Here is a 21,706-nt window from a genome sequence, read left to right as displayed (position 1 = left end):
GCCCGGTCATCCAGCCACCCATTCGGCGTAGAACAGTCCGAGGCCGATGACCGTGCAGAGCCCCTGGATGATCCAGAACCGGATCACCACGTTGACCTGTTCCCAGCCGAGCATCTCGAAGTGATGCTGCAGCGGCGCCATCCGGAACAGCCGCTTCCCGACGCCCGAGGTCCGCTTGGTGACCTTGAACCAGGTGACCTGCAGGATCACCGAGGCGGTGATCATCACGAACAGTCCACCGAGCAGCAGCACGAGCAGCTCGGTGCGGGTCATCACCGCGAGGCCGGCGACGGCGCCGCCGAGTGACAGCGAACCGGTGTCGCCCATGAAGATCTTGGCGGGTGACGCGTTCCACCACAGGAATCCGAAGAGCGCGCCGGTCAGTGCGGCCGCGACCACCGCGAGGTCGTGTGGATCTCGGACCTCGTAACACTTCGAGCCCGGAGCGGTCGCGCAGCTCTGGTTGAACTGCCAGATGCAGATCAGCGTGTAGGCGCCGAAGACCATCATCGACGCGCCGGTGGCCAGACCGTCCAGACCGTCGGCCAGGTTCACGCCGTTCGACATGCCGTTGATCAGCAGCAGGATCCAGACCACGACCAGGATCGGCAGCAGCTGCAACCAGCTGATGTCGCGGATGAACGAGATGAACGGCGAGGCCGGCCGCTGCCCGCGCGCGTCGGGGAACTGCAGCGCGAGGACGGCGAAGGTGACCGCGATGATCGTCTGACCGGCCAGTTTCGCCTTGCTGCGCAGGCCGAGGCTGCGCTGGCGGAAGATCTTGATGAAGTCGTCGACGAACCCGACGGCGCCCATCCCGGCGAACAGGAACAGCACCAGCACCGCCGAGGCGGTCGGCTCGGTCATCGTGAACAGCTTCGCCGCGAAGTACCCGACGATGGTCGCGATGATGAAGACCGTGCCACCCATCGTCGGCGTACCGCGCTTGGTGTGGTGCGAGGTCGGGCCGTCGGTCCGGATCTCCTGGCCGTAGCCGCGCTTGGCCAGCACGGCGATCGCCCACCGGGTGCCGATCAGCGTCAGCACCATCGAGACGGCGCCGGCGAACAGGATCGAGATCACTGACCGGCCTCCTCGATCAGCGCGGTCGCCAGTTTGTCGAGACCGACGTACCGGGATGCCTTCACCAGCACCACATCCCCTCGCTGCAGTTCCTTGCCGAGCAGCTCGAGCGCTTCGTCCATGGTGTCGACGTACGCCGACTCGTTGCCCCACGATCCTTCCAGGGACGCCCCGAGGTGGATCGGCCGGGCCTCTTCGCCCACCACGACCAGCCGCTGCACATCAAGACGGACGACCAGCCGGCCGATCCCGTCGTGCTCCTCGGTGTGGCTGTCCCCCAGCTCGCCCATCGGGCCGAGCACGGCCCAGGTGCGGGCGCCGCGGGCGCGGCCGATCGCGACCAGCGCCTTGAGTGCAGCGCGCACCGACTCCGGGTTGGCGTTGTACGCGTCGTTGATGATCGTCACGCCGTCCGCGCGCTCGGTCACCTCCATGCGCCACTTCGAAGCAGCCGTCGCGGCAGCGAGACCCTCGGCGATCTGCGCCGGCGTCAGACCAACAGCCTGTACGGCGGCCGCCGCGGCGAGCGCGTTCGCGACCTGGTGCTCGCCGACAACCTGCAGCTGTACGGCGTGCTCCTCGCCACCGAGGTGCAGCGTGAACGAAGGGCGGCCGAGCGGATCGAGCTCCACCCCGGTCGCGCGCACGTCCGCGTCGGGGCCCTCGCCCCAGGTGACCACGGTCTCCTTGGTGCGGCCGGCCATCGCGGCCACGCGCGGGTCATCGGCGTTCAGGATGGCGACGCCGCCCGGCTGGACGGCCTCGATCAGCTCGCCCTTGGCGACGGCGATCGCGTCCTGGCCGCCGAACTCACCGATGTGCGAGTGACCGACGTTCAGCACGAGCCCGACCTTGGGCGGCGTGATCCGGCACAGGTAGGTGATGTCGCCGGCGTGCCGCGCGCCCATCTCCGCGACCAGGAAGCGCGTGGACAGATCCGCCTTCAGCGCGGTGAACGGGTGCCCGATCTCGTTGTTCTGCGAGCCGATCGCGGCCACCGTCGGGCCGTACGGCGCGAGCAGCTGGGCGATCAGGTCCTTGGTGCTGGTCTTCCCCGACGAACCGGTCAGGCCGATGATCGTCAGGTCCGGCAGGCGGCTGATGACCAGCGCGGCCAGGTCGCCGAGGGCCTTCTGGGTGTCGCCGACGACGATGCAGGGACAACCGTCGATCGGACGAGTGGTGAACGAGACGGTGACTCCGGCCTCGCTGACCGCGGGCACGAAGTCGTGGCCGTCGGCGCGCTCACCGGGGAGGGCGACGAACAGTCCGCCGGGGACGGCCTGGCGGGAGTCGGTCACCACAGCGCCGTCGACGACGGCTGCGGGGTCCACCCCCACCAGTTCGCCGTGGACCGCTGCGGCGATCTCGTCGCACCTGACGCCTATCACTGCTCTGCCTCCAACAACTCACGCACGGTTTCGCGGTCGTCGAACGGGTGGATCACACCGCCGACGTCCTGGCCTGTCTCATGGCCCTTGCCCAGTACGACGACTGTGTCGCCCGGACCGGCCAGCTCGATCGCGGTGGCGATCGCCCGCCGGCGGTCGCCGATCTCGTGCAGGTCGACCTCCCGGACCGCCTCGCGGGCTCCGGTGATCGCAGCGGCCCGGATGCCGGCCGGGTCCTCGCTGCGCGGGTTGTCGTCGGTCACTATCACGACATCCGCCGTACGGGCTGCGGCCGCACCCATCGCCGGGCGCTTGCCCGGGTCACGGTCACCACCGCAGCCGACCACTGCGAACAGGCGGCCCTTGGTCGCACCACGCGCCGCCTGCAACGCCAGGGCGACCGCATCCGGCGTGTGCGCGTAGTCGACGATCACCGCGACACCGTCCTGCCGGACGAAGCGCTCCATCCGCCCCGGTACGGCGGCGTCCTTCAGCCCGGCGGCGATCGCCTCAGCAGAGACACCCACCTGCCGCAGCATGACCGTGGCCAGCAGAGCGTTCGCCACGTTGAAGTCTCCCGGCAGGGAGATCTCCACGGTCAGCGTCTCGCCTGGGCCCTGGATGTCGATGACGGTGGTGCCGTGGTCGGACTGGTGCGTGTCCACGACCGTCCAGTCGGCTGGACGCGTCGTAGAGACGGTCAGGAGCGGTACGACGGTCTGCGCGGCCAGGCGGCGACCGTACTCGTCGTCGATGTTCACCACGGCCAGATCGCACCGCTCCGGGGTGAACAGCGACGCCTTGGCGGCGAAGTACTCCTCGAACGTCTTGTGGAAGTCCAGGTGGTCCTGCGTGAGGTTGGTGAAGCCGGCCACCGCGTACCGCGCGCCGTCCACCCGCCCCATCGCCAGCGCGTGGCTGGACACCTCCATCGAGCACCACTGCACCGCGTGCTCACGCATCACCGCGAACAGCGCCTGCAGGTCGGTGGCCTCCGGAGTGGTCCGGACGCTCTTCACGACCTCGTCACCGACGCGGGTCTGGATCGTGCCGATCATCCCGGCCGGACCGAGCTGCCGCAGTACCGAGTCGAGCAGGAAGCTGGTAGTGGTCTTGCCGTTGGTCCCGGTGATCCCCAGGAGCCGCATCTGGCTGGTCGGCTCACCGTAGACGTGCGAGGCGACCGCACCGAGCACGTCACGGGGCTTGTCGATCACGAGGACGGGCAGGCCGGTCGCTCGGGCACGCTCCGCTCCGGCCGGGTCGGTCAGTACGGCGACCGCTCCCGCCTCGGCCGCCTTGGCCACGAAGGCCGCGCCGTGCGTGTTCGCACCGGGCAGAGCGGCGTACAGGTCACCAGGGAGAACGGAACGGGAGTCGAGGGTGACTCCGGTGATCTCGACCGGCCGGTCAGGGGCGGCTGCCCCGACCAGGAACGCCAGGTCGGAGAGGGCAACCGGCACCACGTGCCGGGGTCTGATCGCTGCTACGGCACCGCCTGCGGCGGTAGGGGTGGACACGGGCCCAGAGGCTACCGCTCCGGACCCTTCGACACCTACCTGACCCTGAGTCACCAGGTGATCGGGACGTTCTGCTGCTTCGCCCCCGTCGGTGGGACTGCGTACTTCTGCAGTGCGTAGCTCATCACGTCGCGGAACACCGGTCCTCCTTGGAAACCGCCACCCCGAGCACCTGTCGGGTCGTGCAGTACGACGTACACAACGAAGCGCGGGTTGTCGGCCGGAGCAAATCCGGCAAAAGAAGTCGCCCACTTCTGGTAGCAACTGCACGCCGAGTCGACCTGCTGCGCCGTACCGGTCTTGCCGGCGACCAGGTAGCCGTCGATCGCCGCCTGCGGCGCGGTGCCCTTCTCCGCGGTCACCGCCTCCATCATGGTGGCGACCTCCTTGGCGGCCTTCTCACTCACCACGCGCCGCGGCGGTGCCGTCGTGTTCGGGGTCAGGCTGCCGTTGGGCTCGATCCAGTTCCGGACCAGCTTCGGGGGCACGTAGACGCCGCCGTTGGCGACCGCGTTCACCGCGGACGCCTCCTGGACCGCGTTCACCGACAGGCCCTGACCGAACGCGACGTTCGACCGGGTGATCTCCGGCCACTCGTCGCCCGGCATCAGGCGGCCCTTGCTCTCACCGGGGAAGCCGAGACCGGTGGGCTCGCCGAAGCCGAAGTCGTGCAGGTACTTCACGAACGTCGGGATCCGCATCTGCTGCGCGGCCATGATGGTTCCGACGTTCGACGACTTCGCGATCACGCCGGCGATGGTCAGGTTCAGGTCACCGTGGACCCAGTGGTCCTTGACCCAGCCACCCGGCAGCTTGATCTTGCCCGGCACCGTGAGCTTGGTGTTCAGGTCGATCAGTCCGGCGTCGGCCAGGGCCGCCATCGTGACGACCTTCTGCACACTGCCCGGCTCGTAGGTGCGCTCCAGCGCAGCGTTCGTCAGGTCGCTGGACTTGAACGTCTTGCTGTTCGGGTCGAAGGTCGGGTAGTTGGCCATCGCCAGGATCTCGCCCGACTTGACCTCCTGCACGATCACCGTGCCGCCGCTGGCCTTGTACTGCTTGACGGCCTGCTCGATCCGCTTCTCGGCGAACCACTGCAGATCGGAGTCCAGGGTCAGCTGCGCGCCGACGCCCGGCCGCGGCTCCTCGACCGTGTGGTTCGCGTTCGGGATCTTGTTGCCGTTCGCGTCGACCTCGTAGATCGCCTGACCGTCCTGACCGGACAGCTTGTCGTTGAGGCCGTACTCCAGCCCGGACTTGCCCTTGCCGTCGTCACCGGTGACACCGACCACGGTCGCGGCGATGGTGCCGTTGGGGTGATTACGCGTCGGGTCCGCCTCGGTGTACAGACCGAGCAGCGCGGGCGCCTTCTCCAGCGTCGGCTTGCCCTTGTTCTGCTGGGCGATCACCTTGTTGGCGGCCTTGACCTCGGCCTGGATCTCGTTCCACGTCTGCGGGGCGACCCTTTCGGCCAGCTGGACGTACCGGCCCTTTTTGGTGAGGCGGACGAGCAGCTCGGCCGGCGTGATGATCCCGGCGAGCTTCGGCGCCAGGATCGACACCAGCTGTGGCGCGACCGGCTTGGTCTGGCTCGGGTCCGCGACGATCCGGACGGTGTCCTCGGTGACCGAGAACTCCACACCGTTGCGGTCGGTGATCGAGCCACGCGACGCGTGCAGGACGTAGGTCTTGTTGTTCTCCTTGCTCGCGGCCAGCGCGTAGCTGTCCGGGTCCACGCCCTGCAGCAGGACAAGACGACCGGCGAACAGCGACAGCACGAACGCCATCACGCCGAAGGTCAGCCGCAGCCGCAGCGTCGACCGCCCCAGCGTCAGCGTGCGTGGTGGCTTCTTGGCGCGTGGCTTCTTCGGCCGTGGCTGGGGCCGGTTCTGTGGCGGCCGCTTCCGCGCACTGCTCTTCTTAGCCGGGGCCTTCTTGGCTGGCGCCTTCTTAGCGGCACCCTTCTTGGCTGCCACCTTCCGCGGTCCGCCGTTGGCCGCGGGGCGACGCATCGGCTCGCCGTCCCTCCGCGGTCGAGACTCGGCCCGCTGACGAGGCGCATCGCCAGTCGGCCGCGGGCGGCGTGGCGCGGCAGCTGCCTGCTCGCGCGCCTCCTGCTCACGGGCCTGGCGGAGGAGACGTTCGCGGGTGGACTCGGGACGCTGCGGCGTGGCACGCGTGCGGTCCGTAGCGGACGACGGACGAGACGGGGTGGAACGCGGCGGTGTGCCGCGGCCGGATCCGCCCTTGCGTGGCGGCTCGTTACCCCGTCGGTCCGTCATCCGATCATCCCCCGGTGGTCGTGTTTGCGGGCGGCTTCGTCGTACCGGGCTTGTTCGTGCCCGGCGTGACCGGCTTGTTGGTCTGCGTGTTCGCCGGCGGCTTGGTCGCCGTACCGGCGGGCGGCTTCGTCGCCGTACTGGCTGGTGGCTTGGTCGTGGTCGCGGCAGGCGGCTTGGTGGCGCCGGCCGACGGCTTCGGCTGCGCGCCGTCCGGCGTACCGGGCCCGAACATCGCCTTGCCCGTCCCTGCCTTGCCTTCCTTCGGTACGCCGAGCACCTGCCCGTCGGACAGCCGCAGGAAGACCGGGTTCGGGTTCGGCACCATGCCCATCTTCAGCGCGCGGTCCGCCAGGTTCTGCGGCGACTCCAGCGTGCGGACCTGCTTCTCCAGCTGCTCCTGCTGGTCGCGCAGCTGACCCGCCTGGTCGTTCAGCTTGGTGATCCCGAAGGTCCCGCGCTGCAGCTCGGTGTTGAGCAGCAGCAGGCCGATCAGGCCGGCCGCGAGCAGCGACACCACGAAGATCACGAACGGCATCCGCGGCGGCCGGAACGGCGCGCCGTACACGACGCGGAGCTTCGGCTCCGACCGCTTCGCAGGTGCGGCCGCGGGCTGGACCCGCGCCTTCTGCGGACTGAACACAGTGCTCATCAGGCCACCATCCCCTTCTCCCGGACCCGCTCGGCCGCCCGCACGCGAGCAGAGGCAGCCCGCGGGTTCGCCGCGACCTCCTCTTCGGTCGGCCGCTCGGCGCCCCGGGTCAGCACCCGCAGATAGGGCTCGTGACCGGCTGGGATGACCGGCAGGTCATCCGGTACGTCGGTCTTGGTCCCGGCCGCCAGCGTCTGCTTGGCGATCCGGTCTTCCAGCGACTGGTAACTCATCACGACGATCCGCCCGTGCAGCGCCAGCGAGGCCAGCGCGTTCGGGAGGGCCCGGCGCAGGACGTCGAGCTCGCCGTTCACTTCGATCCGCAGCGCCTGGAAGGTGCGCTTGGCCGGGTGTCCACCGGTCCGGCGGGCCGCCTGCGGGATCGCGTTGCGCACCAGCTCGGACAGCCGAGCACTGTTCGTGAACGGTTCGGTCTCGCGCTCACGCACGATCCGGTCCGCGATCCGTCGGGAGAACTTCTCCTCGCCGTACTGGAACAGGATGCGCGCCAGCTCGGCCGCGCTGTAGGTGTTCAGGATGTCGGCCGCGGTGGTCGGGCCGGTCGAATCCATCCGCATGTCCAGCGGCGCGTCCTGGGCGTAGGCGAACCCACGGTCGGCCTCGTCCAGCTGCATCGAGGAGACACCCAGGTCGAACAGGATGCCGTTGATCGCCGGTACGCCGAGGTCCGCGAGCACCTGCGGCAGTTCGTCGTACACGGCGTGCACGAGGGTGGTCCGGTCCTGGTACGGCGTCAGTCGCTCGCCGGCCAGCCGCAGTGCGGCCGGGTCCCGGTCGAGCCCGATCAGCCGGATGTCGGGGAACTGCTGCAGGAAAGCCTCGGAGTGACCCCCGAGCCCGAGGGTCGCGTCCACGAGAACAGCGCCGGGCTGCGCGAGTGCGGGAGCCAGCAGCGCGACCACGCGCTCCAGCATCACCGGCACATGCCGCTCCGACGCATCCATGTCTCGACCCTTCTCGTCGCTGCGGGAGCGACCCTGCCCCCGCAGGTCCCTGATGTTCGTGGTGCTGTGGTGAGCCGACGGCCGGATATGACTCCGTCCGGTCAGATCGCGGGTACGACGTCCGGGGAAGTACTTCGTCGTTTGCCGCCGGGGAAGTGGCGTCAACACTCGAAGTCGGAGGTCGGACCCGTGATCTCACCGGACGGCCGGTGTGCTCGCGCGCCGCAGACTCATTCTTTTGTTCAGAAGCTCTGTCGCCTTAGAAGATGCCGGGAAGTACCTCTTCGGAGAGATCGGCGAATGCCTGCTCCTGCTCCTGGGAGTACCTGTTCCAGTTCTCCGTGTTCCAGATCTCCACCCGGTTCATCGCCCCGATGACGACACAGTCGCGATCCAGTCCCGCGTAATCGCGCAGCATCGGCGGGATGGTGACCCGGCCCTGCTTGTCCGGCACCTCGTTGGAGGCTCCGGCGAACAACATCCGTAGGTAGTCCCGCGCACCCTTGTTGGTGATCGGCGCCTGCTTCAACTGCTCGGTCAGCTGGACGAACTCCGCTTCGGGCCAGACCGCCAGCGATCGTTCCTGACCGCGGGTGATGACGAGGCCGTCCGCCAGTTCGTCGCGGAACTTCGCCGGCAGGAACAGCCGTCCTTTGTCGTCGAGCTTGGGGAAGTGAGTTCCGAGGAACACGCTCCACCTCCCCGTTGCGGGCTCTCTGTCTCAGGTGAGCTGCTTCTACCACTTTGGTTCCACTGCGCTCCACCTTACTCCACTTCGCCCCACCGTCAACCAACTTCCGCCCCCTATGCCCCACTCCAAGCGCAAATCGGGCTGGCGTGTCCCGCGTGTCGTTGCGCCTGCAGGGACCCGTCCGGGGCCCGGTGGAGGAAAAGGGAGGACCGAAGTGGAGGGAAGTGGAGTGACCCGGCGGAACGGGTAGAAGAAAGGTGCGAACCGATCGGCTGTTTCCGGCGTCGAACGCCGCACCCGGGATTTCCCCCGCCCGTACGCTGGGAGGGCACCGAAACGCCAGGTAACGAAACATCCGCTGCTCTAGGTCCGACCCTCACTCCGGGTGAGAATGTGTCGGCCGTCAAATCAATGGGGAGGACTCAGGGTGAGCACCACCGCGACCAGCCCGCTGGCAGGAGGCGGAGACTTCGACGAACTGTCCGAAGTCGCCGGCCGCGTCCGCCGCGCGATCGAGCAGGTGATCGAAGGCAAGCCCGACGTGGTCGAGGTCGCCATCACCGTCCTGCTGGCCGAAGGCCATCTCCTGATCGAGGACGTACCGGGCGTCGGCAAGACGATGCTCGCGAAGGCGCTGGCCAAGTCGATCGACTGCAGCGTCCGCCGGATCCAGTTCACGCCGGACCTGCTGCCGTCCGACATCACCGGCGTCTCGGTCTTCAACCAGGAGATCCGCGACTTCGAGTTCAAGCCGGGCGCGGTGTTCGCGAACATCGTCGTCGGCGACGAGATCAACCGCGCCTCGCCGAAGACCCAGGCCGCACTGCTGGAGTCGATGGAGGAGCGTCAGGTCACCGTCGACACCACGACGTACCTGCTCGAGGCGCCGTTCATGGTGATCGCGACCCAGAACCCGATCGAGATGGAGGGCACGTACCCGCTGCCCGAGGCGCAGCGCGACCGGTTCATGGCCCGGGTCTCGATGGGGTACCCCGAGCCGGCGGCCGAGCTGCGGATGCTCGACGGTCACGCGGCCGACGACCCGCTGGCGAACCTGCAGGCGGTCACCGACGGCCAGCAGATCCTCCGGCTGGTGAAGACCGTGCAGTCCGTGCACGTCTCGGAGTCGGTCAAGGAGTACGCCATCGGTCTGGTCGGCGCGACCCGTCGTTCGCAGGAGCTGCGCCTCGGGGCATCCCCGCGGGCAACACTGCACCTGATCCGGGCAGCGCGGGCCGCGGCAGCACTGGACTCGCGCGAGTTCGTCCTGCCCGACGACATCCAGGAGCTGGCGGTGCCGGTGCTCGCGCACCGCGTCCTCCCCGCGGCTGAAGCGCATCTCGGTGGGCGCGGCTCAGCTGACATCGTCGCTGGGCTGGTCTCCTCGGTGCCGCTGCCTCGCACACGTCGGGACTGAGCCATGCGGCAGGCTTTGCGCGGGCTGACCACCAGAGGGCGGGCGTTCGTGGCGGCCGGGATCACCGCGTCGCTGTGCGCGCTCCTGCTCGGGCAGAAGGACCTGTTGCGCGTCGGCATCCTGCTCGTCGCGCTTCCGGTCGTCGCCGCCCTGGTCGTCGGCCGCACCCGGCTACGGCTGCAGGTCCGCCGCAGCCTCACCCCGAACCAGATCCCGGTCGGGACCCAGGCCACCGTCGAGCTCACGTTGAGCAACGAGGGCCGGATGCCGGCCGGGTTGCTGCTGCTCGAGGACCGCATTCCTTATGTCCTGGGGCATCGGCCCCGGTTCGTGGTCGACCGCGTCAGCCCGAACTGGCGTCGTACCGTCTCGTATCCGGTGAAGTCCGACGTCCGGGGACTGTTCCAGGTCGGGCCGTTGATGCTGACGGTGGCCGACCCGTTCGGTCTCGTCGAGACGAGCCGGACGTTCACCCGCAGCCAGCACCTGCTGGTCACGCCGCGGGTCTACAAGCTGCCTGAGATCCGGTTGGGTGCGGACCGGGCCGGCTCGGGTGAGAACCGGCCGCGCGCGATCGCCTCGGCCGGTGAGGAGGACGCGACCGTCCGCGAGTACCGCGACGGCGACGACCTCCGCCGGGTGCACTGGCGCTCGACCGCACGACGCGGCGAGCTGATGGTGCGCCGGGAAGAGCAGCCCTGGCAGAGCCGGTGCTCGGTCTTCATCGACGCCCGGACGATCTCTCACCACGGCCACGGACCGTCGTCCAGCCTGGAGTGGGCGGTCAGCGCGGCCGCCTCGATCGGCGCCGACCGCATTCGCCGCGGCTACGCCACCACGATGCTCGGCGGCCCGACCACCCTCTCGGCGATCAACCACCGGTCGTCGACCGCCGTCCACCAACCCCTGACCTCGCAACAGTTGCTCACCGAGTGCGCGACCGTCGAGGAACACCGGTACGCCGAGATCGGGCCACTGCTGACCGTCGACCGGCACGCCCAGGAGCCGAGTCTGGTGATCGCGATCCTCGGCGCCTGCACCGGTGACGACATCACCGCACTCAATCGCTGGCGGACCAGCCAGGCCACCGGCGTCGCCCTCGTGCTCGACGCGGCCAGCTGGGCAGTCGGTGCCGAGGCGACCGAGAAGGCGGCCCGGCTGACCGCCGCCACGGACGCCACCGAGAACGAGCTCCGCCGCAACGGCTGGCGAGTCGCCAGAGTCCAGCGCGGCGACCAGCTACCCACTGTGTGGTCCGGCCTAGGACTACGAACCGGGAGAATCGCATGACCGGACACGCTCGGATCTCACTCGCCGCCTGGGGCGCCACCGTCCTCGGATCGCTCGTGCTGACGCCGGTGTTCTCCGGGCCGTTCCTGTTCATCAGTGCGTTCCTGTGCGCGATCATCACCGGCGTCGGCGTGCTGCTGCAGAACCTGCGCGCGCCACGGGTCGTCGTACCGATCGTGCAGTTGCTGGTGCTCGTCGAGCTGATCTCCTTGTTCTTCCTGCGAGACACGCTGAAGTTCGGCCTGCTGCCGACCGGCGGGACCGCGATCGAGTTCAACTCGCAGCTGGTCAACGCGATGGGCTCGATCAACCAGTACAGCGCTCCCCTGCCCCCGGACGGGAACCTGCTGCTGTTCGCCACCACGGTCATCTCGGTCACCGGTCTGCTGATCCACGTCATCGCCGTCCAGTTGCGGCAGGCGGCGTGGGCCGGACTGCTGCTGCTGATCATGTACACGGTGCCGGCCGCGACCGTGCACGGCGGATTGCCCGCACTGCTCTTCATCCCGCCCGCGGTGGGCTACATCGTGTTGCTGTCGGCAGAGGGCCGCAGCCGGCTCAGCCGTTGGGGCCGACGGATCTCCGGCGTCTCCCACCTGGATGCGGCCGAGCCGGTCGAGGCCTCTGCGCTCGGCCAAGCAGGCCGACGGATCGGGCTCAGCGTGGTCGCTCTGGCCGCGTTGATTCCCGCTCTGCTGCCGACCCTGCCGGAAGGTGTCATCGGCAACGGCCTGGGCGGTGGCGGTGGCGGCGGCACGGGCATCGGCACCTCGATCTCGACGACCGACCCGATGCTCGACATGGGCAAGAACCTGAAGCAGGGCGCGAACAACGTCGCCCTGACCTACAAGGGCGGTCCGTCCGGCGGCACCTATCTGCGGCTGACCGCACTCGACCAGTTCGACGGCAACACCTGGCGGATCTCCGAACGCGGCAAGGGCCGCAAGATCGACAACGAACTGGTCCCGCCCGGTTTCACCGGTGACCGCAGCCAGGTGCCGAAGGTCAAGATGGAGATCGAGGTGGGCAAGTACTTCCGGTCCCAGTTCGCCCCGATCCCCTACCCGACCCAGTCGATCTCGCTGCGCCGCGACTGGGCGTACAACGTCAGTTCGCTGGATGTCTTCTCCTCCGACGGCGCCGTCGTCAGCGGCAAGAAGTACACCGTGACCTCCTACGACCTGCGACCGACCGAATCGCAACTGCGCAACGTCATCTCCCGCGGAGCGCCGGACCAGTTCACCGATCAGATCCCGCGCAACGTTCCGCAGAAGATCAAGGACCTGACCGAGCAGGTCACCAAAGGGGCGGAGAACAACAAGTACGCCCAGGCGGTGGCCCTGCAGAAGTTCTTCCGTACCGACGGCGGCTTCACCTACAGCACCGCGAACCAGCGCGGCAGCGGCATGAAGGCGATCGAGGACTTCCTGCTCGAGAACAAGACCGGGTACTGCGAGCAGTTCGCCACCGGCATGGCGCTGATGGCTCGGCTGGTCGGCATCCCGTCCCGCGTCGGCATCGGCTTCCTGCCCGGCCAGGCCGGCAAGGACGGTCAGTACACGGTCCGCATGCACGACATGCACGCCTGGCCCGAGCTGTACTTCGAAGGTGTCGGCTGGGTGCGGTTCGAACCGACCCCGGCCACCCGGGTCGCGAGTACGCCGGACTGGACGGTTCCGTCGCCGGACTCGACCAACCCGACCACGGCGCCGACGACCGTGCCGACCACGCCGGGCCAGACCGAGGACCCGAACATCTCCAAGCCCAACAACGGTCGCGACCAGACCGACCTCGGCGGCGGCGCGGCCTTCGACAGCGGCAACTGGTTCACCAACGGTGGCGCAAGGACGATCGGGATCGTGGCGCTCGTCGTACTGGTGCTGCTGATTCCGTGGATCCTGCGCAGCCTGAACCGGCGGAAGCGGTTCAGCCGGTCACCGAGCCGCCTCGCGGCGGAGGGACTCTGGTCGGAGATCCGCGACACGTCGCGCGACCTGGGCCTGGACTGGAACGACGTCTCGACGCCACGCCAGTCCGGCGAGTGGCTGATCACCAAGCTGCCCGATGAGGCACATCCGTCGGCCCTGCGGCTTGCCCGCAGCATCGAAGCGATGCGGTACGCCGGTGCTGCCGACCTGGACGTGGACCTCCGCCCGGACACGACCGTGATCCGGAAGGCACTGTGGAAGCAGGCCACGACCCGTCGTCGCTGGCGTGCTCGGCTGCTGCCGCCGTCGTGGCGCTGGTACCTGAGCCGCGGCACCACGGAGGCGTCCGACCTGCTGGACGAGTTCGACCTGCTGCTGGCCCGGCTGCGGAGCACGATCCTCCGCCGGCGGCACGCCAACTAGCTCCAGCTCCGCACGCACAAAGGAACCGCACCCGAGTCCACCAGGGACTCAGGTGCGGTTCTTGCGTCGAACGCTTTAGAGGTCTTCGTCGCGCCGGCGGCGCCAGCGGTCTTCCATCCGCTCCATGAAGCTGCCGGAGGAGTCGTGTTTGGTCCGGTGCCGCTTCGAGGACGGCGGCGGGGGCGGGAGGTCGTCCGCATCGCCCGCGTTGCTGATCCGCTTCATACTCAGCGCGGCGATGTAGAGGCAGGCGACCATCATCACGAAGCCGATGACTCCGATGATGGTGTTGGGCAGGATCGCGCCGGTCATCAGCACCGCGATGCCGAGCACGAACCCAACACCGGCGAGCACTGCCCGCCGCTTGTAATAAGCGCGCACATTCGTCCCTCGCATGGCGGAGACAAACTTCGGGTCTTCCGCTGCCAGGGCGCGTTCGAGCTGCTCGAACTGGCGCTGCTCTTCTTCCGAGAGGGGCACCGTCGATCCCTCCATGGTGAGCGCGATCTCGATAGGCCACCTTCAGTCTAGGCCGCGCCAGCGTCACACGAAACCCTGACCGCCTGTCCCGCGCGTCACGGTCGCGCAACTCCCCCCATCACAGTGCCCCCGAATCCGCCACCCGGCGGCGTGTCAGCACCCCTTCGGGCACCTCGGAACGCTCAGATCGGTCCCGGAACCGCTCCCGGAACAGATACTGCGTGATCAACCACACTCCGCAACCTTCACCCGATTGCGTGGCCTCTGAGAGGTCAGCGAGTGAGGTCAGCGAGTGGCGAGAATGTGCAGCTGCGTGGCCAGCGCGCGGAAAGCTGGGTGTTGGCTGGCAGTTCGCTCCAACTCGGCCAGCGACTCGGCCGCTCCCGGCTCGGAGTCCACGAACGCCGACGGAACCAGATCGGCGAAGGTCCGCACCCCGTGCACGGTGTGCACCATGAAGCCGGCGTCCGCGAGCTGCGCACTGATCCCGGCCTCGTCGAACCGGCGCGGCATCGGGTCGTTGGCACCCCAACGCCCATCCGCATCCTGCAATGCGACCCGCGCCTCGGTCAGGTGACCGGCCAGCGCCCGGGCGAGCACCACCGCGTTGCGCTGGGCAACAAGCAGACTCAGTACGCCGCCCTCCCGCAACACCGAGGCCATCGCCTGCAAGGCCTGCACGGGATCGTCGACGTACTCGAGCACGCCGTGACACAGCACTGCATCCGCACTCGACTCCCCCGCCAACCCGGGAAGCTCGGCGGCGTCGCCCTGCACGCCACGAACCAGCTCGCTGACGCCTTCGTCACGAGCCCGTCGCTCGAGCGACGCCAACGCGTCCGGACTCGGATCGACGACCGTCACCCGGTGTCCTTCGACCGCCAGCGGTACCGCGAACCCACCGGTGCCACCACCCAGGTCCACGATGTCCAGCCCCGCTCCAGGATCGACCCGGCCCCGCCCCGCCAACGCAACGCGCAGAGCCTCGCCCACCAGCGCCGTCCGCACGGCCCGCCGCCGCCGATCCACCATCACGCAAACCCTTCCACGACACCAACCCCCGACGCGCCACACCCTACTTCCCGCCTTGCCACAACCGGCAAACCCACTCTCTGCCGGGGACATGAGTCAGCCCATCACCCCGCGCCTGTGGGGTGATGGGCTGACCGCTGGGCGGCGGTTAGCTGGCTTGCATCCAGGGTTGGGCCAGGACGGAGGCCGGGTCGGTGGTGGCGGTGAGGGCCGGGGTGGTGGACAGGCGCAGGCTTGCTTCCACCTGGGCGTAGAAGGTCTCGACGGCACGGATGAGGTCGTCGGCCTCGCGGGTGGTGACGGAACGCTCGAGGCCTGCCTCGGCGGCGGCGCGCTGGGAAGCGCCGGCGGCGAAGAAGGTGGCCCACTCGGCGAACTCGGGAGCGACCTCGGCGAGCAGGACCCACGCGTTGCGCTGGGCGCGCCGGCGGCTGCCGGAGCGGACCGGGCGGGCGCGGACGGCGAGGACAGCGGCCGCGACCCGGAGGGCGGCGATGTGCGCGCTCGAGTAGCGGAGCAGGTGGTCGTTCGTGTCGATCGCCTCGGCCAGGGCGGCGCGGGCGCGGGACAGCTCGCGGCCGGCGGCGCCGGCGGCGATCGGAGACACCGGAGAAACGGTCATCGGTCGGTCACCCTTTCCAGTTGCCAGCGGCCGGAGTCCGGGTCGTGCGCCAGGTCGAACAGCTCCCGCCGTCCGTGCCGGCCACAGCCCGCCTCCACTCGGTACACCGCGCGCCGCGGACCCCAGTCCGCGTCCAAGACACCAACGGCGGCCGGGCTGTTCGCCATTCCCGAGCCGGCCGGGTGGGCGTCGAACAGGCCGGCGGCCATCACGGCGCCCACGGTCGCCATCCCGGGCGCGCACTCTTCCGGGGTCCCGGCGGGGGCGTAGGTGGCGGCGCCCCCGCCGGGCGCGTGCGTGGCGACGCACTCGGCGCGGGAACGGGGATGCACCGGCGTCGCCACGCCGTTCGGAACCCGCTGCGACCAGGGGCCGCGGCGGTCGTCGACCAGCCGGTCGTCGTACGAAGAGGTGCCGATCACGCCGCGCTCCCACCAGGCCGCGGTCTCGGTCCAGTGCGCCTGCACGGAGCAGACCCGCCACAACCGGCCACGCCAGAGGAACTGCTCAGGAGACTCGACGCCGTCCACGACACTCGAACGCACCTCGACGGCCTCGTCGAACTCCCACATGCTCCATCGCCTCCTGTGAACGGCCTGCTGCTCTTCGTCGACGGCGGGGGCGGAGTCCCGATGGGCGGGACCGTGATGGGGGTCGAGGTCCACCACGGCGCCCGGCCCATCGGGAGCACCGGATCCCGATGCGGCCGCAACTCCGCACCGGGGCCGTCCAGCTGTCCGGGTCACCTCCGGCCGGTCTCCCGACGAGGCCGGACCGAAGGTAATCGAACATCTGTTCGAACACTTGAAGAGTAGCGTCGCCCGGCGGCAATCGTCAACGCCCCGTAAGCCCGGCGCGCCGCCGCGCGACCGATCCGGCCCACAGACTTGAGGCACCCCACCGAGAGGACGGTCCATGAAGCGGACAGCGCTGGTCGCCACGGCGGCGGCCGCCGTGGTCGTGGCGGCAGCGATCGCGCTGCCGCTCTTCCAGCCCTGGCGGCTGCTCACCGGCAAGGTCGTCGACGAGGCGCTCCCCAGCGCCGCCCCGAGTGCTGTTCCGATCTCCATGAAGCCATCGTCGACGACGCCACCGACAGTTTCGGTGCAGGTGTTGTCAAGAGGCAGCCTGATCTCGCACGAACACAGCACGAAGGGCACCGCCGCCGTACTGCGGCTTCCCGACGGCACCCGCGTGCTCCGGCTGGAGAACCTCCAGACCTCGGACGGTCCTGACCTGAGGGTCTGGCTCAGCGACGCCGAGGTGCGGCCCGGCCGGGCCGGCTGGCACGTCTTCGACGACGGCCGCTACCGCTCGCTCGGTCGCCTGAAAGGCAACCAGGGCAATCAGAACTACCCCATCCCCCCGGACGTCGAGCTCGCCGACTTCCGCAGCGTCGCCATCTGGTGCGACCGATTTAATGTGTCTTTCGGGGCAGCACCGCTGAAATAAGCTCCGGAGGGTGAGCAATCATCCCAACGTGCAACGCGTCGCCGACGCACTCCAGGCAGCCGGGGCCACCGGTGCGATCAAGATTCTGGACGAGGCGGTCCCAACAGCCGCGGCCGCCGCGGCCGAGCTGGGCTGTGCGGTCGGCGCGATCGCGAACAGTCTGATCTTCGACGGCGACGGCACACCGGTCCTGATCCTGACCTCGGGCGCGCACCGGGTGGACACGGCGAAGGTCGCCGCCGAGCTCGGCATCACCAAGCTGCGGCGGGCGTCCCCGGAGTTCGTGAAGGAACACACCGGTCAGTCGATCGGCGGAGTGGCGCCGGTCGGCCACCCCGCCCCGGTGCCGACCTATGTCGACACCGCATTGCAGCAGTACGACGTGATCTGGGCGGCCGCCGGCATTCCGCACTCGGTGTTCCCGACGAGCTACACCGAACTGCTCAGCCTCACCGGGGCGACCCAGATCACCGTCAACTGATTCAGAACGCCGGCTTGATGTCCACGTCGGCGGCCCGGACGTAGAACATCCGGTGACCGAACCAGATCTGGTAGTAGCGGTCCTTGCCCAGCACCTGGACGTGGTCGCCCGGCGTGGTCGTGTCGAACGTGACAGCCCGGTAGTAGTCGGTCTCGATGGACGCATCGCTCAACGGGTAGGACTGCCCCGCACCGATCGTGTACTGCAGCGGTGTGACGGTCTGGTACGGAATACCCGTCGGGTACGCCGCCTGCTCCGGGTACGCGCGTCCGTACACCGGTACCGACTCCTTGCCGGCCTTGGGCTTCACCACGAGACCCGGCTTCGCGAACGCGTCCGGTGCCGACTTCGGGCTCTTGAACCAGCCGATCGCCCCGAGGTACCAGACCCCGACCCAGTCACCCTGGCGCTGCGCCACGACGTACTGGGCACCTGCGGCGACTCGTGCGCCGTGGTCCCAGACCTCAGTGCTGCTGGCCGAGCCGTCCTTGTGCAGACCGAGGTCCTTGACCAGCGGCGCGTTGTCGTCCGGCGCCTGGCGCAGGTAGACGAAGTTGGTCGCCTGCGTCGGGCAGGCGGTGCCGGCCGTGGTGCAGCCGGTGACGACCTGTGCGTTGCCCGCGAAGCCCGGCTTGATGGTGACGATCGAGCCGGCCTTGACCGGGAAGATCGAGTGCCCGTAGATCGGCGCACCGAGCAGGTCGAAGTAGTGCTCCCAGTCCCAGTACGGTCCCGGGTCCCAGTGCATGCCGCCGACGGTGGAGGGCAGGGTGCCCGGCACCTGGTCGTGGCCGATGATGTGCGCCCGGTCGAGCGGGATGTGGTTCTTGGCGGCCAGGTACTTCACCAGCTTGGCCGAGTTGCGGTAGAGCGACTCGGTGTACCAGGTCGCGCCCTGGGCCGCGAAGCCCTCGTGCTCGATGCCGATGCTGTGCATGTTGACGTACCAGTTGCCGGCCTGCCAGGCGACGTCCTTCGCCTTCACGTGCTGCCAGACGTGGCCGTCGGACGAGCGCATCGTGTACTGCCAGCTCACGTACGTCGGGTCCTGCACCAGGTTGAGAGTGCCTTGCCAGCCACCCTCGGTGTCGTGGATGACGATGTAGTCGATCTTGCCGGTCTTCGGCCGGTTCGCGAGGTCGTGGTTGCCGTAGTCGCCGGCGCCGGTACCGGTCGTCGCGTACGGCGCAGGCAGCCACTCACAACCCAGTGAGGCCGGGCACTCGACATCGGAGTTCGACTGCTTCACACCGGCCGGCAGCGCCAGCTTGGTGGCCTGAGCCTTGTCCGGCGTCACAGTGACCGGTGGCATCGCGATCTGCTGCCCGGTGTTCGTCGTACGGGCTGCACCGCGCGCCATGATCGAGTAGACGTCGTCGGCGAACTCCGTCGCGCCCGCACGGTCAGATGCCTCCGCGTACGACGCCACAGCGCCGTACCACTGGGCTGCGGACGTGTCCGAGCCGACAGGAAGGCCGAGCGACCGCTGGTACGACGCCAGCAGCGCAGCACCGCCGGTGATGTTGGCAACCGTGTCGGTGCGCAGGGCGACCGGGTCCAGCCCGGTCAGCTGGGACGCCTTGTACAGCGTGCGCAGCGAGTCGACCTTGGCCAGCTTCTGCTTGCCGGACAGGTCGGCCACGGTGCTGGGGTCGACAGCGGTGAGGTGCATCGGGCCGTAGCCACCGGACGAGCTCGATGCGCCCTGGTGGTCGTCCCAGCGGCTCTCCGCATAGGACACCGCGAGCAGTACGGACTCCGGTACGCCGTACTTCGCGGCTGCGACGCTGTACGCCGACGCGGCGACGCCGGCCGGATCCGGTGGTGCGGCGGCCGCGGGCGGCCCACCTGACGACACGCCGGTCACGGTGATCGGCAACGCTACCGCCACAAGTGCGGCGAGAATCTTCGAACGACGGAGCATGTGGTTTTCTCCTGACCCGAGGGCGGGGCTGCCGGTCACACAGGCTGGCATTCTGATCACTGTTAGTCGAGGCGACCCGCGATGTCAACGGTTAACCAAGACTCGCCCTCCAGAGGTTCGATTCTGACGAAAAGGTAGGCCGGTGGAAGCACTGCCGTTGGCGTTCACAGCGGGCTGGGCCAGTGGGGTCAACGCCTACGCCTGTGTGCTGATCCTCGGGCTGCTCGGCCGGTTCGCCGGAGCCGAGGACGTTCCCACCGCTCTGACCAGCAACGGCGTGCTGATCGCCGCCGCCGTGCTGTTCGCCTTCGAGTTCGTCGCGGACAAGATCCCGTACGTCGACTCGGCCTGGGACGCGATCTCGACCGTGATCCGGCCGACCGTCGGAGCGATCATCGCGGCGCTGATGTCGGGCGAGGCCGGCACCCTGCACCAGGCGGTGATCGTGGCCACCGGCGGTCTCACCGCACTGCTCTCGCACGCGGTCAAGTCCAGCCTCCGGCTCGCGATCAACACCTCCCCCGAGCCCGTCACCAACATCGCCGCCTCCTCCGGTGAAGACGTCGCCGTCGCCGGCGTGATGTCGCTGGCCGCCTTCCACCCGGAGATCGCGCTCATCATCGCCGCGGTCCTGCTGCTGCTCGGGCTGATCGGTGTGTATGTCGCCTTCCGGTTCATCCGGCGGGGCTGGCTGCGGTTCAAGGCGTGGCGGGACAAACGCGGCAATCCAGCGACCGGGAGCAGTGCTGTCTGATGTCCGAAGTGATCGTCATCGGGGCCGGCCTCGCCGGTCTCGCGAGTGCTGTGCGACTGGCCAAGCAGGGGCATAGCGTCACCATCTGCGAGCAGGACGAGCGGCTGGGCGGTGTCCTCGGCCGCATCGAGGCCGACGGCTTCCAGTGGGATGCCGGAGCCGCCAGTACGACGCTCCCGGCCGCCCTGCGCGACCTGTTCCGCAAGAGCGGCCGCCCGATCGAGAGTCTCGTCAACCTGGAGCCTGTGCTCGACGCACGTCGGCACATGTTCGCTGACGGCTCGGTACTCGACCTACCGCTGAATGATCGCGGTACTCAGCACGAGGCCTGGACCGACCTGGCTGGTGCGGCTGTGGCCCAGCAGTGGACCGACCTGGTCGATAGCTACGGCGACACCTGGCAGCTGCTGCGCAAGACGTCACTCGAACCGCCGCTGGAGAGCAAGTTGCCTCTCAGCGCAGTGCGCGCTCTCAAGCCATGGCAGTCCCTGGAGAAGGTCGCCCAGCGCAACCTGTCCGACGACCGGGCTCGCGCCGTACTGCGGCACTTCGCTGCCCAAGGCGGATCGGATGCATCACTCACGCCCGGATATGTCGGGGTGTGGTCCTACCTGGAGCGCACGTTCGGCCGGTGGACCATCCCTGGCGGTTTCGGTGCGATCGCCGACGCACTGGTGCAACGGGCCAGCGAACGGAAGATCACCGTCCGCACCAACGCCTCCGTCGTCGCCGTCACCACAACCAGCGGCACAGTGACAGGTGTGCGCCTGGCTGACGGCGAGGAGTTGGCTGGAGATGTCGTAGTCAGCGACATCGATCCACAGGTGCTCTACGGGCAGCTCGTCGACGACTCAGCAGCCAAGAAGGTGCGCAAGCGCGTTCTGGCGACCCATCAAGCACAGGCGGCCTACGTCGTCCACCTCGGTCTCCGGGAACCTCTACCGGCGCTGCCGTTCGAGACTGTCCTGCACGGTACGCCGACGGTCGTGGTGCGCACCGGCGGTCAGGCACCGGCCGGACACCAGGCCTGGTCGGTCCTCGTCCACGGCTACCCCACTGACGACGTACTGGATCTGCTGGTCGCTCGTGGTCTGCACATCCGGGACAAGGTGGTCTCCCGCCAGGTGTCGCCGTCGTGGTGGGCCGGAGTGGCCTGGGAGGGCTACCGGACCGCCCGCCGCCGGGCCGGCAACGTCTCCCCCGTCAAAGGCCTGTACTGCGTCGGAGCCGGCGCCCACCCCGGATCCGGCGTACCCGCCACCACCCTGGGCGCGGCCATAGTCGCCGAAGCAATCGGGAAGGCCTGAGCCCCGTCGGCTGTT

At 68.9% G+C, this 21,706-nt stretch carries 19 protein-coding genes; 7 read left to right on the top strand and 12 right to left on the bottom strand.

What is annotated here, in order from left to right; all coding sequences use genetic code 11:
- Positions 1-6 precede the first annotated feature (6 nt).
- The 7 genes from mraY to mraZ form a co-directional block, all read right to left on the bottom strand.
- On the bottom strand, positions 7-1,083 hold the full coding sequence (gene mraY, locus ACIA49_RS15220) for a phospho-N-acetylmuramoyl-pentapeptide-transferase (protein ID WP_396377757.1): 1,077 nt from the start codon (positions 1,081-1,083) through the stop codon (positions 7-9).
- Positions 1,080-2,474: a UDP-N-acetylmuramoyl-tripeptide--D-alanyl-D-alanine ligase gene (gene murF / locus ACIA49_RS15215; protein ID WP_396377756.1), complete on the bottom strand. Its 1,395-nt coding sequence runs from the start codon at positions 2,472-2,474 to the stop codon at positions 1,080-1,082. Before murF ends, mraY begins: the two co-directional genes overlap by 4 nt.
- A complete protein-coding gene (locus tag ACIA49_RS15210) occupies positions 2,471-3,916 on the bottom strand; it encodes a UDP-N-acetylmuramoyl-L-alanyl-D-glutamate--2,6-diaminopimelate ligase (RefSeq protein ID WP_396377849.1) in 1,446 nt (481 codons plus the stop codon). Before ACIA49_RS15210 ends, murF begins: the two co-directional genes overlap by 4 nt.
- Positions 3,917-4,044: 128 nt before the next feature.
- A complete protein-coding gene (locus tag ACIA49_RS15205; protein WP_396377755.1) occupies positions 4,045-6,006 on the bottom strand; it encodes a peptidoglycan D,D-transpeptidase FtsI family protein in 1,962 nt (653 codons plus the stop codon).
- A gap of 274 nt (positions 6,007-6,280) precedes the next feature.
- Positions 6,281-6,925 carry a hypothetical protein gene (locus ACIA49_RS15200; protein WP_396377754.1) on the bottom strand — a complete coding sequence of 215 codons (645 nt, stop codon included), beginning with the start codon at positions 6,923-6,925 and terminating at the stop codon, positions 6,281-6,283.
- The gene (gene rsmH / locus ACIA49_RS15195; protein ID WP_396377753.1) at positions 6,925-7,890 is read right to left on the bottom strand and encodes a 16S rRNA (cytosine(1402)-N(4))-methyltransferase RsmH; all 966 of its coding nucleotides are present in this window, start codon (positions 7,888-7,890) and stop codon (positions 6,925-6,927) included. Before rsmH ends, ACIA49_RS15200 begins: the two co-directional genes overlap by 1 nt.
- Positions 7,891-8,149: 259 nt before the next feature.
- Complete coding sequence (gene mraZ / locus ACIA49_RS15190) at positions 8,150-8,581, bottom strand: division/cell wall cluster transcriptional repressor MraZ (protein WP_396377752.1); 432 nt, start codon at positions 8,579-8,581, stop codon at positions 8,150-8,152.
- A 478-nt stretch (positions 8,582-9,059) separates the two neighbouring features.
- Here mraZ and ACIA49_RS15185 point away from each other — a divergent pair, with 478 nt between their 5' ends.
- Genes ACIA49_RS15185 through ACIA49_RS15175 form a run of 3 tightly spaced genes read left to right on the top strand, consistent with a single transcriptional unit; the run spans position 9,060 to position 13,639 of the window.
- A complete protein-coding gene (locus ACIA49_RS15185; protein WP_396377848.1) occupies positions 9,060-9,998 on the top strand; it encodes an AAA family ATPase in 939 nt (312 codons plus the stop codon).
- A gap of 3 nt (positions 9,999-10,001) precedes the next feature.
- A complete protein-coding gene (locus ACIA49_RS15180; RefSeq protein WP_396377751.1) occupies positions 10,002-11,288 on the top strand; it encodes a DUF58 domain-containing protein in 1,287 nt (428 codons plus the stop codon).
- Positions 11,285-13,639: a transglutaminaseTgpA domain-containing protein gene (locus ACIA49_RS15175; protein WP_396377750.1), complete on the top strand. Its 2,355-nt coding sequence runs from the start codon at positions 11,285-11,287 to the stop codon at positions 13,637-13,639. The genes ACIA49_RS15180 and ACIA49_RS15175 overlap by 4 nt, the downstream gene beginning before the upstream one ends.
- Before the next feature lie 75 nt (positions 13,640-13,714).
- On the opposite strand, the gene ACIA49_RS15170 is transcribed toward ACIA49_RS15175, so the two are convergent.
- From ACIA49_RS15170 to ACIA49_RS15155, 4 genes are all read right to left on the bottom strand, one after another.
- Complete coding sequence (locus ACIA49_RS15170) at positions 13,715-14,119, bottom strand: DUF3040 domain-containing protein (protein WP_396377749.1); 405 nt, start codon at positions 14,117-14,119, stop codon at positions 13,715-13,717.
- A 285-nt stretch (positions 14,120-14,404) separates the two neighbouring features.
- Positions 14,405-15,151 (bottom strand): class I SAM-dependent methyltransferase, encoded by a 747-nt coding sequence (locus ACIA49_RS15165; protein WP_391542071.1) that lies wholly within the window; start codon positions 15,149-15,151, stop codon positions 14,405-14,407.
- Positions 15,152-15,299: 148 nt separating this feature from the next.
- The gene (locus ACIA49_RS15160; RefSeq protein ID WP_396377748.1) at positions 15,300-15,773 is read right to left on the bottom strand and encodes an SAV_6107 family HEPN domain-containing protein; all 474 of its coding nucleotides are present in this window, start codon (positions 15,771-15,773) and stop codon (positions 15,300-15,302) included.
- Positions 15,770-16,345 (bottom strand): DUF6504 family protein, encoded by a 576-nt coding sequence (locus ACIA49_RS15155; RefSeq protein WP_396377747.1) that lies wholly within the window; start codon positions 16,343-16,345, stop codon positions 15,770-15,772. Before ACIA49_RS15155 ends, ACIA49_RS15160 begins: the two co-directional genes overlap by 4 nt.
- A 343-nt stretch (positions 16,346-16,688) precedes the next feature.
- On the opposite strand from ACIA49_RS15155, the gene ACIA49_RS15150 reads away from it, so the two are divergent.
- The gene (locus ACIA49_RS15150; RefSeq protein WP_396377746.1) at positions 16,689-17,225 is read left to right on the top strand and encodes a DM13 domain-containing protein; all 537 of its coding nucleotides are present in this window, start codon (positions 16,689-16,691) and stop codon (positions 17,223-17,225) included.
- Positions 17,226-17,235: 10 nt separating this feature from the next.
- Positions 17,236-17,706 carry a YbaK/EbsC family protein gene (locus ACIA49_RS15145; protein ID WP_396377745.1) on the top strand — a complete coding sequence of 157 codons (471 nt, stop codon included), beginning with the start codon at positions 17,236-17,238 and terminating at the stop codon, positions 17,704-17,706.
- A gap of 1 nt (position 17,707) precedes the next feature.
- On the opposite strand, the gene ACIA49_RS15140 is transcribed toward ACIA49_RS15145, so the two are convergent.
- Positions 17,708-19,630: an N-acetylmuramoyl-L-alanine amidase gene (locus ACIA49_RS15140; RefSeq protein WP_396377744.1), complete on the bottom strand. Its 1,923-nt coding sequence runs from the start codon at positions 19,628-19,630 to the stop codon at positions 17,708-17,710.
- 142 nt (positions 19,631-19,772) lie between these two features.
- Between ACIA49_RS15140 and ACIA49_RS15135 the strand changes: the two genes are divergently transcribed.
- Together ACIA49_RS15135 and ACIA49_RS15130 are read left to right on the top strand one after the other, a co-directional pair.
- Entirely contained in the window at positions 19,773-20,384 is a 612-nt protein-coding gene (locus tag ACIA49_RS15135) for a DUF4126 domain-containing protein (RefSeq protein WP_396377743.1), read from the top strand.
- Complete coding sequence (locus ACIA49_RS15130; RefSeq protein ID WP_396377742.1) at positions 20,384-21,691, top strand: phytoene desaturase family protein; 1,308 nt, start codon at positions 20,384-20,386, stop codon at positions 21,689-21,691. Before ACIA49_RS15135 ends, ACIA49_RS15130 begins: the two co-directional genes overlap by 1 nt.
- The last annotated feature ends 15 nt before the right edge of the window (positions 21,692-21,706 follow it).

It is taken from the genome of Kribbella sp. NPDC051587, from assembly GCF_044453945.1.
GTDB lineage: Bacteria > Actinomycetota > Actinomycetes > Propionibacteriales > Kribbellaceae > Kribbella.
The sequence above is the reverse complement of the archived record's forward strand: the minus strand, read 5'-3'. Positions and strand labels throughout refer to the sequence as shown.

Coding starts and splice junctions, on each gene's coding strand:
- ACIA49_RS15205 (WP_396377755.1), bottom strand. CDS start 6,006: ATGCGTCGCCCCGCGGCCAACGGCGGACCGCGGAAGGTGGCAGCCAAG.
- ACIA49_RS15200 (WP_396377754.1), bottom strand. CDS start 6,925: ATGAGCACTGTGTTCAGTCCGCAGAAGGCGCGGGTCCAGCCCGCGGCC.
- rsmH (WP_396377753.1), bottom strand. CDS start 7,890: ATGGATGCGTCGGAGCGGCATGTGCCGGTGATGCTGGAGCGCGTGGTC.
- ACIA49_RS15180 (WP_396377751.1), top strand. CDS start 10,002: ATGCGGCAGGCTTTGCGCGGGCTGACCACCAGAGGGCGGGCGTTCGTG.
- ACIA49_RS15175 (WP_396377750.1), top strand. CDS start 11,285: ATGACCGGACACGCTCGGATCTCACTCGCCGCCTGGGGCGCCACCGTC.
- ACIA49_RS15165 (WP_391542071.1), bottom strand. CDS start 15,151: ATGGTGGATCGGCGGCGGCGGGCCGTGCGGACGGCGCTGGTGGGCGAG.
- ACIA49_RS15160 (WP_396377748.1), bottom strand. CDS start 15,773: ATGACCGTTTCTCCGGTGTCTCCGATCGCCGCCGGCGCCGCCGGCCGC.
- ACIA49_RS15155 (WP_396377747.1), bottom strand. CDS start 16,345: ATGTGGGAGTTCGACGAGGCCGTCGAGGTGCGTTCGAGTGTCGTGGAC.
- ACIA49_RS15150 (WP_396377746.1), top strand. CDS start 16,689: ATGAAGCGGACAGCGCTGGTCGCCACGGCGGCGGCCGCCGTGGTCGTG.
- ACIA49_RS15140 (WP_396377744.1), bottom strand. CDS start 19,630: ATGCTCCGTCGTTCGAAGATTCTCGCCGCACTTGTGGCGGTAGCGTTG.
- ACIA49_RS15130 (WP_396377742.1), top strand. CDS start 20,384: ATGTCCGAAGTGATCGTCATCGGGGCCGGCCTCGCCGGTCTCGCGAGT.